Annotated in this window: 11 protein-coding genes and 1 pseudogene; 2 read left to right on the plus strand and 10 right to left on the minus strand. The window is 64.6% G+C overall.

Annotated features, from left to right (window positions below; translation table 11 throughout):
* Nucleotides 1-392: pseudogene (locus MRY80_RS12825) on the plus strand (hypothetical protein); the annotation flags it as partial.
* Nucleotides 393-569: 177 nt separating this feature from the next.
* Nucleotides 570-788 (plus strand): alkylphosphonate utilization protein, encoded by a 219-nt coding sequence (locus MRY80_RS12830; protein ID WP_293291418.1) that lies wholly within the window; start codon nt 570-572, stop codon nt 786-788.
* On the opposite strand, the gene hflX is transcribed toward MRY80_RS12830, so the two are convergent.
* The 10 genes from hflX to dusB form a co-directional block, all read right to left on the minus strand.
* Entirely contained in the window at nt 785-2,047 is a 1,263-nt protein-coding gene (gene hflX / locus MRY80_RS12835) for a GTPase HflX (RefSeq protein ID WP_293291491.1), read from the minus strand. The genes MRY80_RS12830 and hflX overlap by 4 nt on opposite strands.
* Nucleotides 2,048-2,136: 89 nt before the next feature.
* Entirely contained in the window at nt 2,137-2,388 is a 252-nt protein-coding gene (hfq, locus tag MRY80_RS12840; RefSeq protein WP_293291419.1) for an RNA chaperone Hfq, read from the minus strand.
* Between the two features lie 134 nt (nt 2,389-2,522).
* A complete protein-coding gene (locus tag MRY80_RS12845) occupies nt 2,523-3,386 on the minus strand; it encodes a D-amino-acid transaminase (RefSeq protein WP_293291420.1) in 864 nt (287 codons plus the stop codon).
* 15 nt (nt 3,387-3,401) lie between these two features.
* Nucleotides 3,402-4,886, minus strand: a complete 1,485-nt coding sequence (locus MRY80_RS12850; RefSeq protein WP_293291421.1) for a potassium transporter TrkG — start codon at nt 4,884-4,886, stop codon at nt 3,402-3,404.
* 40 nt (nt 4,887-4,926) lie between these two features.
* Nucleotides 4,927-6,303: a Trk system potassium transporter TrkA gene (trkA, locus tag MRY80_RS12855; protein WP_293291422.1), complete on the minus strand. Its 1,377-nt coding sequence runs from the start codon at nt 6,301-6,303 to the stop codon at nt 4,927-4,929.
* 29 nt (nt 6,304-6,332) lie between these two features.
* Nucleotides 6,333-7,694: a sigma-54 dependent transcriptional regulator gene (locus tag MRY80_RS12860; protein ID WP_293291423.1), complete on the minus strand. Its 1,362-nt coding sequence runs from the start codon at nt 7,692-7,694 to the stop codon at nt 6,333-6,335.
* The gene (locus MRY80_RS12865) at nt 7,691-10,015 is read right to left on the minus strand and encodes a PAS domain-containing sensor histidine kinase (protein WP_293291492.1); all 2,325 of its coding nucleotides are present in this window, start codon (nt 10,013-10,015) and stop codon (nt 7,691-7,693) included. The genes MRY80_RS12860 and MRY80_RS12865 overlap by 4 nt, the downstream gene beginning before the upstream one ends.
* A gap of 159 nt (nt 10,016-10,174) precedes the next feature.
* Nucleotides 10,175-11,632, minus strand: a complete 1,458-nt coding sequence (gene ntrC / locus MRY80_RS12870) for a nitrogen regulation protein NR(I) (protein WP_293291424.1) — start codon at nt 11,630-11,632, stop codon at nt 10,175-10,177.
* Complete coding sequence (locus tag MRY80_RS12875; RefSeq protein ID WP_293291425.1) at nt 11,629-12,780, minus strand: nitrogen regulation protein NR(II); 1,152 nt, start codon at nt 12,778-12,780, stop codon at nt 11,629-11,631. Before MRY80_RS12875 ends, ntrC begins: the two co-directional genes overlap by 4 nt.
* Entirely contained in the window at nt 12,780-13,796 is a 1,017-nt protein-coding gene (gene dusB / locus MRY80_RS12880) for a tRNA dihydrouridine synthase DusB (RefSeq protein WP_293291426.1), read from the minus strand. Before dusB ends, MRY80_RS12875 begins: the two co-directional genes overlap by 1 nt.
* Nucleotides 13,797-13,815 lie beyond the last annotated feature (19 nt).

Here is a 13,815-nt window from a genome sequence, read left to right on the forward strand (position 1 = left end):
CCGAAGTCCCGCCGGCCGCGACACCGCGCGTGCCCGCCTTCCGCCTGACCGATCCGCCGCGCCGCTTCGACCCGAAGGGCTGGGACGGCTGGCGCCCGTTTCCCGACACCGGTTTCACGCAGGCCGATCCGGACGAGGAGGTCAGCGCCGGAGCGCTCTGCCGCCGCATCGAGGCGCTGAAGCGCGCGCTCGACGATCTCGACGGCCATGCACGGCGCTTTGCCCGCCGGCAGGCGCGGCGCGCGCAGATGCCCCGCGCCGCACGCCGCTCGCCGCTGCGTCCCGGTCTCCCGCCCGGCCACGACAAGCGCGCCGCGCGCGCTGTCGATCACGTGCTCGCCGAATGCCACGGCCTCGCGCTCCAGGCGCTCCGGCCGCCGGACACCTCGTGAGCGGCCAGGCCGTCGATTTCCGTACAATGCACCCCGGCGTCGCGCGCGCCGGATGCGACCGCGCGCGACATTCTGTCGCCGCAGCAACGGTTTGGGTCTCCCACCGCGCTCCGCACCCTTCCGGTCACCGCCGGCGGCCGCTACACAGGCGGCGACACGCACCAGGGGGCAGCGACAATGAGCGACGAAACACGCGACACGAACGGCACGGTCCTGGCGGATGGCGACAATGTCACCGTCATCAAGGATCTGAAGGTCAAGGGCACCTCCTCGACCATCAAGCGCGGCACGCTCGTCAAGGGCATCCGACTGACCGGCAACCCCGACGAAATCGAGTGCCGGGTGGACAAGATCAAGGGCCTGGTGCTGCGCACCGAGTTTCTGAAGAAGGCTTAACGCCGCTCGAACGCCGCCGCGTTCTCGGCCGTCATGTCGACATCGACCGTGACGCTGCCGTCCTCGGCGGTCTCGCGGCTGCGCACCTGGCCGTGATCGTAGAGCCAGGCGAGATCGCCATAGCGCTCCGGCGCGATGGTGAACCGCCGTGCGACGAGCGCGCCGGCGATGCGGTCCTCGATCTCGTTGAGGAGACGGTCGATCCCCTCGCCGGTGATCGCCGAGACCGCGACGATCGCCGGGCCTTCCGAGGTGCCTTCGGCCCGCGCCACCAGATCCTCGCGCGCTTCCGGCGCGATGGCGTCGACCTTGTTCCAGACCTCGATCACGTGTTTCTCGTCCTCGGGATCGACATCGAGATCGCGCAGGATCTGGGCGACGTCGGCGGCCTCGTCGCGCGAGGCGTCGCTCGAAATGTCGCGCACATGCAGCACCACGTCCGCCTCCTGCACCTCTTCCAGCGTCGCGCGGAACGCGGCGACCAGATGGGTCGGCAGGTCGGAGATGAAGCCCACCGTGTCGGACAGGATGATCCACGTGCCGCCCGGCAGCCGCACGCGGCGAAGCGTCGGGTCGAGCGTGGCGAACAGCATGTTTTCCGCCGTCACGCCGGCGCCGGTCAGCCGGTTGAACAGCGTCGATTTCCCGGCATTGGTGTAGCCCACCAGCGAGACGATCGGCAGCGGCACCTTCTTGCGCTTGGAGCGATGCAGCGTCCGCGTCCGGCGAACGCCTTCCAGCTCGCGCTCGAGCTTCTTGATCTTGTCCTGCAGGATGCGCCGGTCGGCCTCGATCTGGGTTTCGCCGGGGCCGCCGAGGAAGCCCGCGCCGCCGCGCTGGCGTTCCAGGTGGGTCCACGACCGCACCAGCCGGCCGCGCTGATAGTTCAGATGCGCCAGTTCGACCTGCAGCGAACCTTCCTTGGTCTGCGCGCGCTCGCCGAAGATTTCCAGGATCAGCCCGGTGCGGTCCAGCACCTTGGCGTTCCATGCCTTTTCGAGATTGCGCTGCTGCACCGGCGTCAGCGCGTGATCGACGATCACGAGCCCGGCTTCGGTCGCCGTCACGATCCCGGCGATCTCTTCAACCTTGCCGCTTCCGAGCAGGGTCGCGGGCTGCGGCTTTCCGACCGGCACGATCACGCTGTGGGCGATCTGCAGGTCGATCGCGCGCGCAAGCCCCTCGGCCTCGATCAGCCGGTCGGCCGCGCTGCGTCCTGCGCCCTGGTCCGTTTCGCGCGTGCGGATGTCCGGCTCCAGCACAACCGCCACTGTCGGCGGCCGCTGCCGGTCTTCACCCTTGCTGTCGCGCCGTGCGCGGGCCTGTCGATTACTTTCGGAGTGTTCCGTCAATCAGATTTCGCCGCTGCGTCTTCATTGTCATACAAGTTCACGGGCTGGCCCGGCATGATCGTGGAGATCGCATGCTTGTAGACAAGTTGAGCATGACCGTCGCGCCGCAGCAACACGCAGAAATTGTCGAAAGACGTCACAACGCCCGTCAACTTGACACCGTTAACGAGGAAAATGGTCAGCGGGATCTTTTGCTTGCGGACGGCATTCAGAAATTGATCTTGAAGGTTTTGCGAGCGCTCGGCCATGTGTTTTCCGTTTGTGGTCTAGTCAATCCATTAATCGCGCGATGATGCGGCGGCAATGCAATTATGGTAAAAATCTCACGGATTTTTTCAATGGGTAAAAAAATCTCTGTTGTTCACGGCTTCGCGACATGCGTTCAAAAGGGTGTTTTTTCCGCTGTCTCGAAGAAACTTTCCCGTAACGCTAGGGCAACCGTGCCCGGATGCCCGTTGGCGACCGGCGTGTCGTCGATGCGCACCACAGGCATGACGAGTGTCGTCGCCGCCGTGATGAACGCTTCGCGTGCCTGTTGCGCCTCTTCGACCGTGAATCCGCGCTCCTCCACGACCAGCCTCTGCCTGGCGGCGACATCCATCACGGTCGCCCGCGTCACCCCGCGCAGGATGCCGAAATCGGCCGGCCGGGTCACGAGCACGCCGTCGGCGGTCACGATCCAGGCGTTGGTCGCCGCCCCTTCCTTCACCGTACCCTCGGCATCGACGAACCAGGCCTCGGCCGCGCCGACTTCCTTGGCCTTCTGCCGGGCGAGCACGTTCGGCAACAGGCCGACGGTCTTGATGTCCACCCGGTCCCAGCGGTTTTCCGGCACGGTGATCACCGAAATCCCCTCGCCCGCCTTGGCACGCGCCGCCTGCGGGTCGCTCGACCGTGCGGTGACGACCAGAGAGGGTCGCGTGCCCTGTTTGGGAAACACGTGGTCGCGCCTGGCGACGCCGCGCGTCACCTGGATATAGACCATGCCGTCATGGACCCGGTTGCGCCGCGCGACTTCGCGCATGATCGCAGACAGGGCGGCCCGTTCGACCGGCCATGCGATCTGCAATTCGCCCAGCGACCGCCCGAGCCGGTCGAGATGGCGGGTCATGTCGATGATGTTGCCGCGCGCGACCTCGCACACCTCGTAGACGCCGTCGGCGAACTGGTAGCCGCGGTCCTCGATATGGACCATGGCCTCGCCATGCCGTTCATAGCGTCCGTTGACATAAGCGATGCGTGCCAAATGCGCCTCCGACCCTCAGCGACTCAACCAGTATTTGAAATTCAGGATCGCGAACACCGCGACGAACTCCAATCGCCCCAGCAGCATGACGATGCAAGCCGCCAGGCGTTCAAATCCGCTGAAATCGCGAAATCCGGGCCACAATTCCGGATCCGCCACCGCGGGAACATAGGCCTCGTAGAGCGGCCCTGCATTGATCATCAGCGCAACCCCGGAGAGAAGCGCCGCCTCGAAACTGCCCTGCCCGCTCGCCAGCATGAAAACGGAAACGGCCGTGACCATCAGCAGGAGAAGCATGACCGGCCAGGATTCCACGATCGAGCGCTCGTCATATTCCGCCTTGGCGATGCGCATCGGGATGACCGAACTCGGATAGATCAGGAGGCTGAGCTCGCGGAACGACTGGATCAGCATCGCGCCCAGCCGGTGCACCTTCAGGCCGGACGCGGTGGAAAAGACGGCCGCCCCGACCAGCGCGACGGAAAAGACGAAGATCTCCGGCAGGAGCGCGATGACGCCCGGCCGCGTCTCATGCCCCGAGGTCGCGACCACGGAGGCCGCCGCGAAGTAGGAATCGACCAGCACCGCGCCGATGCCGCCCGTCCCGCTCCCGGCGCCGACATTGCGAAACGCCAGAACATAGAGTGCCGTCATGACCGCGACGACGAGAACCACCCAGCGCGCCTCCCGGTTCTGCCAGACCACCCGCAGCGGGTTGAACAGGTCGTAGCGCTGCCAGAACAGGCTGGTCGCCGAGATCATCAGGACCGACCCCATCACCAGAAGCGTCGGCAGGCCATGCCGTGCCCCAAGGTCGGTGTCGTAGGGATTGAACCCGCCGGTCGAGATGCTGGTCATCGTCAGTTGCGCGGCACCCAGACTGTCCGCGCCGCTGGCCACGAACAGGAAGAACACCACGACCGAGGCCGCGAGGTAATAGGCGAGCAACGGCAGATAGCGCCAAAGGTGCTCGATGCCCGCGTCGCGCGCCCCGTTCTTGTCGAGGTTGAATTCCGCCGCCATGGCCCGGCGCGGCAAACCGCCGATGGCAAGCGGCGAAAGGACGAGGAACAGCGAGGCCAGCGTCAGGAAGCCGCCGATCCATTCCAGCTGCAGCCGCCAGAAGATGACCGATTGCGGCAGTGCCTCGCGCAGCCCGAAAGTCGTCGCGCCGGTGGTCGTGAGGCCGGAGACGCTCTCGAAGAGCGCCGCGTCGAAAGGCAGCCCCGCCACCAGCATGAACGGCACAGACCCGATGAGCGAAAGGACCAGCCAAACGAACACCATCGACAGGATCAGCCGGTCGGGCGTCAACACATGCCGATAGCCGAACGAGGCGGCCATGGTGACCACGCTGACGAAGGCTCCCGTCGCGGCCAGCACGGCAAGCCGCGCCACCCGCTCGGTTTCGCCATGGGCGAGGCCGACGAGAATGGGCACGGCCAGTGAGGCGAGAAATGTCGCGGTGGCGAAGGCGAGCAGGAAGATGACGGTCCTCACGACAGCCCCTCGCCCGGCCGATCGTTCTGCGGCCCAAACATCAGAAGAATTCGAGGCTGACCCGGAACATCTGCTCCACGCGGCGAACCGCCTCCGAGCGTGCAAAGATCACGACCCGGTCCTTCGCCTTGATCCGCGTGGACCCGTCCGGCTTGATGATCTCGCCGTCCCGGTAGATCGCCCCGATGCGGATGTTCTCGGGCAGGTCCAGGTCCTTCAGCGGAGCGCCGACCAGCGGCGAAGTTTCCAGCGCCTCGGCCTCGATCACTTCGGCCGACCCCTTCTGAACGCTGTGGACCTGCCGAATGCGCCCGCGGCGCACATGCTGCAACACGCGCGAGATCGTCACAGCGCGCGGGTTGATATGCGCGTCGATGCCCAGCGTGTCGGTAAAGCCCTGATAGGCCGGGTCGTTGATCAGCGCGAGCGTCGACTGGCAGCCAAGCCGCTTCGCCATGACCGAAGACAGGATGTTGACCTGATCGTCATTGGTCAGCGACACCATGAGTTCGCTGTCCTCGATGTCGGCTTCGACGAGGATCTGCTGGTCGAGCGCGCTGCCATGCAGCACGACGGTCCGCCTGAGCTGGTCGGCAACCCGCACGGCGCGGCCGTGATCGGCCTCGATGATCTTCACCTTGGCGCGCGATTCCCGCGCTTCCATCTGCGAGGCGACGTAGAGCCCGATATTGCCGCCGCCCGCGATGATGATCCGGCGGGCTTCGGCCTCGTCATGGCCGAACAGGCTCAGCGTCCGCTTCGCCTGCTGCTTGTTGGCGATGACATAGACCAGATCGTGGGCCAGCAACTGGTCGGCCGAATGCGGCACGAACAGCCTCTCATTGCGCCACACGCCCACCACGGTGGCCGAAAGATCGGGAAAAAGCTCGGTCAGTTGGCTGAGCGGCGTGTTGATGACCGGGCAATCCTCGCGGCACTCGATCGCCATCATGGCGACCTTGCCTTCCGCGAACTGCACGATGTCGGTCGCACCAGGCGACGCGATCCGCCGCAGCACGACGTCGCCCACCTCGCGTTCCGGCGAGATGATCACGTCGATCGGCAGATGATCGCGCGAGAAGAGATTGTTGTAATGCGCCTGCAGATAACTCTGCGAGCGGATGCGGGCGATCTTGGTCGGGACGTCGAACAGCGAATGCGCCACCTGGCAGGCGGTCATGTTCACTTCGTCATAGAGCGTGACCGCGATGATCATGTCGGCCTGGTCCGCGCCGGCCGCTGCCAGAATGTCGGGATGGCTCCCGTGGCCGACGAAGCCGCGCACGTCCAGCGTGTCGCGGATCCGCTGGACCAGCGTCGCGGACATGTCGATCACGGACACATCGTTGGCTTCGGCGGCGAGACGCTCGGCAATGCCGTATCCGACCTGTCCGGCGCCGCAAATAATGACCCGCATTCGGTTCCCCGTCCGGTTCTAGGCAGCTCTCAGACGCCGAGCGACTTCAGCTTGCGGTGCAGTGCGGACCGCTCCATACCAACGAATTCCGCGGTGCGCGAGATGTTTCCGCCGAAACGCGATATCTGGGCGAGCAGGTAATCGCGCTCGAAACGCTCCCGCGCCTCGCGCAGAGGCAGCGCCATGATATGCGCGTCGTCCGCCGTCGGCGCCTTCGGCAGGTTCTCGCCGATCTCGGCCGGCAGCATGTCGACGCCGATCACCGTGTCCTCTGCCTCGTCGCGCGTCAGGATCATCAGGCGCTCGATGTTGTTGCGAAGCTGGCGGATGTTGCCCGGCCAGTCATGCGCCTGCAGCACGGCCATCGCGTCGTCGCCGATGAATTTCGGCCGGATGCCGGTGTTCTCGCCGATCTGCTTCATGAAGGTCTGGACGAGCAGCGGGATGTCCTCGCGCCGATTGGCAAGCGACGGCACCTCGATCGGCACGACCGCCAGCCGGTTCATCAGATCCCGGCGGAAGCGCTTCGATGCGATCAGTTCTTCCAGGTTGAAGGCCGTCGACGAGATGATGCGCACATCCACCTTCACCCGGCGGACGCCGCCAACCCGCTCGAACTCCTGGTCCACGAGCACGCGCAGGATCTTTGTCTGGGTCTCCAGCGGCATGTCGGCGATCTCGTCGATATAGAGAATGCCGCCATGCGCCTGCTCCAGCGCGCCAACTTTTCGCTCTCCGCCATTCGGCTCGGTCCCGAACAGCTCGGTCTCCATCCGGCTCGGCGTGATCGCGGCCGCGTTGATGACGACGAATGGTCCCTTAGCCCGGCTCGACTGCGCGTGTATGGAGCGGGCGACGAGTTCCTTGCCCGATCCCGAAGGTCCGGTGATCAGAACACGGCTGTTGGTCGGCGCGACGCGGTTGATCGTCTGCCGCAGGGCGTTGATCGCGGCCGAATTGCCAACGAGATCCGTCGTCTCGTTGCTGCGCCGCTTCAGGTCCCGGACCTGCATCTTCAGGGAGGAGGTTTCCAGCGCCCGCTCGGCGACGAGCACGAGGCGATCGGCCTTGAAAGGCTTCTCGATATAGTCGTAGGCCCCACGCTTGATCGCGGACACGGCCGTCTCGATGTTGCCATGGCCGGAGATCATCACGACCGGCAGGCCGGGATGCAGCGTCTGGATTTCGTCGAGCAGGGCAAGGCCGTCGAGTTTGGAGCCTTGCATCCAGATGTCTAGGAACACCAAGCGCGGCGCACGATCCGTCAGGGCAGCGAGCGCGCTGTCGCTGTCATGGGCGGTGCGTGTCTCATGCCCTTCGTCCTCGAGAATGCCGGCGACGATCTCGCGAATGTCCAACTCATCATCGACAATCAGAATATCCGCTTTCATGCTGTCCTCTCGGCTGGCGGCGGCTGGTCCGCCTGCGTATCAGTTCCGTTTTGCTGCCCGCTTGCCTGCTCGTCGTCTTGCCCGTCTGCCTGAACCAATCCGGGCGCTGTACCGGCCTCGCCCGCTGCCGGGAAGATCAGCCGCACCATGGCGCCGCGCCCGCCATGAAAATCCGTCGGCGCGTCATGCAGTTCGAGCCTGCCGCCGTGGTCTTCCATGATCTTCTTGACGATCGCGAGGCCGAGCCCGGTGCCCTTTTCGCGCGTCGTCATATAGGGCTCGAGCAGTTTGGCCCTGTTGTGGCGAGGCAGCCCCTTGCCATTGTCGATCACGTCGACCGAAATCTCGTCCGAGCCCAGATGATAGGCCCGCACGAGAATTTCCCCGTCCGAGCGCCCGTCCACATCTGCGGCCTGGCGGGCTTCGACCGCCTCGGAGGCGTTCTTGACGATGTTGCCGATCGCCTGCCCGACCAGCCTCTCGTCGAAATTGCAGATCAGGGCCTCGTCCTCGAAATCCCGCCCGAACGAGATGTCGTTGCGGCTCACCTCGACCAGGAACGTGGCTTCCCGCAGCGCGTCGCGCAGGTCCTTGCGATCCATGACCGGCTTCGGCATGCGGGCGAAGGAGGAGAACTCGTCCACCATGCGACCGATATCGCCGACCTGGCGGATGATCGTGTCCGTGCACTGGTCGAAGACAGCACGATCCTGCTCGTCGACGACCTTGCCGTAACGCCGCTTCAAACGTTCGGCCGAGAGCTGGATCGGCGTCAGCGGGTTCTTGATCTCATGCGCGATGCGACGCGCCACGTCGGCCCAGGCGGTCGAGCGTTGCGCCTCCATCAGGTCCGAAATGTCGTCGATGGTCACGACATGGGTGTGCTCGGCCGGCAGGTCTGGATCGATCTCCTGTCCCTGCTCGACGTCGTGGGTGGACCGAACCTCGCGATCCACGGTGACCTGAACGTTCAGCACGCGCTCGCGGCCCGTCCTGTCCATGAAATTGACCTGCTTGCGCGCGTCGGAACGTTCGCTCTTGCGCACCTCTTCGAGCGCGTCGGCGATATGCGGCGACAAGTCTTCAAGCTTCGTGCCCGCCTCGATCGCTTCGCCCGTACCGAGGATGAGTGCTGCCGAACGGTTGGCGACGGTGATCACGCCGTCGTCATCCACGCCCATGACGCCCGCCGAGACCCCGGACAAGACGGCCTCGGAGAAGCGGCGCCGCTGGTCGATGAGGTCGGTCGCGTGAAGGATCTCGTCGCGCTGCTCCTTCAACTGGCCGAGCATGCCGTTGAACGTGTGCCCGAGATAGCCCACGTCCCCGTCGGACGTCCGCACAGGAACGCGGATGTCGAGATTTCCGCCCGAGACTTCTTCGGCGGCATTGATCAACTGGCGGATCGGACGCACCAGACGGTTGGCCACGGCGATGCCCGTCCACATCGCCGAAAGGATCATGATCAGCGTCAGGCCGAAATAGAGGATCGCGAAGGCGAGCTGAACATTGGTACGATTGGCCGCGAGCCCGGTATATTCCGCCCGGTTCTGCTGCATCAGCTGAACCGCCTCCAGCACCTGCGAATCAACGGTCCGGATCGTGTAGACATAGGCGTCCGGTATCTCGCGCAACTTGATGATCGCGCCGACAAGATTGGTCACGCCCGGCGGAATGATGACCGGAGCACCGTCACCGGCCGCTTCCAGCGCATCCGGTGGCGGCAATGGCAGGGGCCTTTCCACCTGGATGTCGGCGCTGTGGATCACCCGCCCGTCGGGACGGATCACGGACGCGCCGAGCATGCCGCGCCCCTTGGCTTGCTGGGTCAGGTACTGCCGGAAGCCGTTCTGGTCGAGACTGTAGAGGCGACGCTGGCTGTCGAGCGCAAACGCCATGTTGATGGTCGCGTCGCGCAGGTTGACGGCGTTTTCCTTGATGTAGGATTCCGCCACCTGCAGCGACGATTCGACGATCGTTTTCGTGCGGATCTCGAACCAGCGATCCAGCCCGAGATCGAGCGTGATGCTGGCGACCACCGCGATGGCGATCGCCGGTATTGCCGCGATCAGCGAAAACAGCCCGACAAGGCGCACATGCAGCCGCGAGGCCGCCTTTCCTGCCCTGCGGGCCTGGAAGACGCGTCGCAACTCCATGCCGATCAGCCAGAGCAGCGCGAAAACGAAGAAGCTGTTGATCGCGATCGCGGAAAGCGTGACCGTGTCGTCGGGCTGTATCGGCGTCAGACCGATCAGAATCGCGAAGGAAGCGCCTGCCGTCAGCAGCGCTCCGACGATGACTGCGATGCCGCGGATTTGCATCCTGCGGGCGCTCGATCGGTCGTGCAGACCGAAATCGGGTAAGCCCTTGGCGCGTTGGTGAGGTGACATGCGTGGGTCTGCTGCTATCCGACAAATCGGAGTGCCGAATATGCAACAGAATGTGGCAGCTTTACAACATGCCGGCAACCGCGGCGCGAATTATGCGCCGCCCTTGAAGACGCTCAGCCCGTGCTCCTTGATTTTCTTTCGAAGCGTGTTGCGATTGAGCCCGAGAACTTCCGCCGCCCGGATCTGGTTTCCTCGTGTTGCCGCGAGCGTTGCCAGGATCAGCGGCTGCTCGAGTTCGGCGAGCACCCGCTGATAGAGACCCGGCGGCGGCAGGCTGTCGCCGAAGGAGCGGAAATAGTCCTGCATGTTGTGCTCGACCGCCTGGGAAATGGTGACGTCACCGGTGAGCAGCCCTGCAGGCGCCGGTTCCCCACCCTCGCCCGCATCGAGCTCGGCCGCCACGATCTCCGGCGTGATCTCTTCCTGCGGATAGAGCGCGCACAGACGCCTAATCAGGTTTTCAAGCTCACGCACGTTGCCCGGCCAGTGATAGCGCGTCATCAATTGCAGCGCTTCCGGCAGGATACGCTTCGCTTCCAGCCCCTCGCCCTGCACCTTGGTCAGGAAGTGAGTGACGAGGTCGCCGATATCTTCCAGCCGCTCGCGCAGCGGCGGCATGCGCAGCGGCACGACGTTCAATCGGTAATAGAGGTCTTCGCGGAAAAGGCCCTGATTGATCAGCGAGCGCAGATCCTTGTTGGTCGCCGCGACGATACGGACATTGGTCTTGATCGGGGTGCGCCCGCCGACCGTCATGTATTCGCCCTGCTGCAGGACGCGCAGCAGCCGCGTCTGCGCGTCCATCGGCATGTCGCCGATTTCGTCCAGGAACAGCGTGCCGTTCTCCGCCTGCTCGAAACGTCCGGTCGAGCGGGCCTGCGCGCCAGTGAACGCACCCTTCTCATGGCCGAACAACTCCGATTCGATCAGGTCGCGCGGAATGGCGGCCATGTTGATCGCGACGAACGGCCCGTTCTTGCGCTTGCCATATTCGTGCAGCGCGCGGGCAACCAGCTCCTTGCCTGTGCCCGACTCGCCGTTGATCAGTACGGTAAGGTCCGACTGCATCATGCGGGCAAGCACGCGGTAGATGTCTTGCATCGCTGCAGACCGTCCGACCAGCGGCATGCCCTCGCTTTCCTTGTGCGCGGCAGCCGACGACTGCTCGTCGCCGTTCTTGCGTCGCGATTCGGCCAGCGCCCGCCCGACGATCGCCGTCAGTTCGACGAGGTCGAACGGCTTCGGCAGATATTCGTAGGCGCCCTTCTCCGAGGCGCGGATAGCCGTCATGAAGGTGTTCTGCGCACTCATGACGATGACCGGCAGTTCCGGGCGCACCTTGCGCATGCGCGGCAGCAGGTCGAACAGGTTCTCGTCCGGCATGACGACGTCGCTGACCACGACATCGCCCTCGCCAGCCGTGACCCAGCGCCACAGCGTCGATGCGTTCGATGTCAGTCGGACGTCATAGCCGGCCCGCGACAGGGCCTGGCTGACAACCGTGCGGATGGCCGCGTCGTCATCGGCGACAAGTACGGTTCCCTTCATTGTTGAACGTCTCCGCTCTCGGTCTTGGCAAATTCGATCGGCATGGGCGGCGCGGCCGGCATCAGGATCCGGAAGACGGTCTTGCCGGCATGCGAGTCGCATTCGATGACGCCACCGTGGTCGCCGACGATCTTCGCGACCAGCGCCAGCCCGAGGCCTGACCCATTCGGCTTTGTCGTGATGAAGGGATCGAACATGTGCATCTGGATATCTTCCGGCACACCCGTGCCATTGTCCTCCACGCTGAATTCCAACGGCAGCGCCACGCGCTCGTTGGCGCCGGGAATCGAAAGGCGAACGCCCGGCCGGAATGCCGTCCGAAGCCTGATCTGCGCATGCTCCCGGCTCTCGCATGCCTCGGCCGCGTTCTTCACGAGGTTGAGAAAGACCTGAATCAATTGGTCCTTGTTGCCCAGCACCATCGGCAGCGACGGGTCGTATTGCTTGACGAAGTCGACGTCGCGCGCAAAGCCAGACACCGCGATCTGATGAACACGATCAAGCACGACGTGGATGTTGACCGGTTCGCGTTCGATCGGCCGCTCGTCGGAGAAAACCTCCATCCGATCGACAAGCGAAACGATGCGATCCGTTTCCTCGCGGATGAGGCCGGTCAGCGCCCGATCTTCGTCACTGACGACGGCTTCCAGCAATTGAGCGGCGCCGCGGATACCCGACAGCGGGTTCTTGATCTCGTGGCCGAGCATCGATGCCAGGCCCGTCACCGAACGTGCCGCGCCGCGATGCGTCATCTGGCGATCGAACTTCTCGGCCATCGACCGCTCGCGGAACACGATCACCATCGCCCCTGGCTCGTCCGGCACCGGCGTCACATGCACGTCCACGATGCGATCGGCGCCAAGCCGCGGCGACGACAGGTCGATGCGGTATTCGTTGACCGGGGATTCGTGCTCGCGCACCTGTTGAATGAGTGCGAGCAAGGGACTTGAAAACGAGACGAAATCCTGGATCCGGGATTTGGCCAATTGCCCCTGTGACGAGGAGAAGAAATACTCCGCTTCCAGGTTCGAGAACGCGATCATATCGTTGGCGTCGATCAGCACGACCGGATCGCGCAGGGTATCGAGCACCTTGAGCGCGCGTGCCGGATCGGGAGCGGATTGCTTCTTGCGCAAATTGAATGCCATCACGCCGCTTCCGCCTTGACCGGAGCGGCGGCCAGAATCTGCGATATCAATCGGATCACCTCTTCGGGTTGATTGGTCCTGAGAATTTGCCTGCGAACGGCCCCGGTCTCGGAAGCCTCCGTGGCATGCCGGTCGAGATACCAGCCGAGATGCTTGCGTGCGTGGCGCAATCCTGTCTGCGCGCCGTAGTAGGACAACATGTCCTCGTAATGGGATATGACATAATCGCCGAGCGCGCTCGCGACAGGCGCCGCCTCCGATCGGTCACAGTATCCAGCCGCGCGCGCGATCTCCCCGGCCAGCCACGGCCGGCCGTAGCTGCCGCGCCCGACCATCACCGCGTCCGCACCGGAAGCGGCCATAGCCTCCCGGGCCTCACTGTGAGACTGGATGTCACCATTGACGACGAGGGGCACCGTGATCGCCGAACGGACATCCGCCACACGGCTCCAGTCGGCGCGGCCGTCGTAAAGCTGCGCGCGCGTTCGGCCATGAACCGTGATCATCTGCACCCCGGCATCCTCGGCGCGCCTCGCGAGTACCGGCGCGTTCACTGTGTGCTCGTCCCAGCCGAGCCGCATCTTCAATGTGACGGGCACGTTGACGGCCCCGACCGTGGCATCGATCAGCGTCATCGCGTGATCGAGATCGCGCATCAGGGCCGAACCGGAATAGCCGCCGGTCACCTTCTTGGCGGGGCATCCCATGTTGATGTCGATGATGTCGGCACCCTCGCCCTCGGCGATCCGAGCCGCCTCGGCCATCCAACGCCCCTCGCGACCCGCCAATTGCAGCATGCGCACGGCAAGTCCGTCACCGCTCGCACGCTTGCGGCTTTCGCGACGGGCCTTGCAATACTCCTCGCTGGCTATCATCTCGGAAACCACGAGCCCCGCACCGTGGCGATAGGCGCGCCGACGGAACGGTAGATCGGTGACCCCCGACATGGGCGCCAGGAACACGCGATTGCGCAACTCGACGGGACCGACCTTCAGCGGCTTCTCAAGGCCATACATGGGTTTTTCTGATTGAATG

The sequence above is a fragment of the Oricola sp. genome (genome assembly GCF_022763245.1).
GTDB lineage: Bacteria > Pseudomonadota > Alphaproteobacteria > Rhizobiales > Rhizobiaceae > Oricola.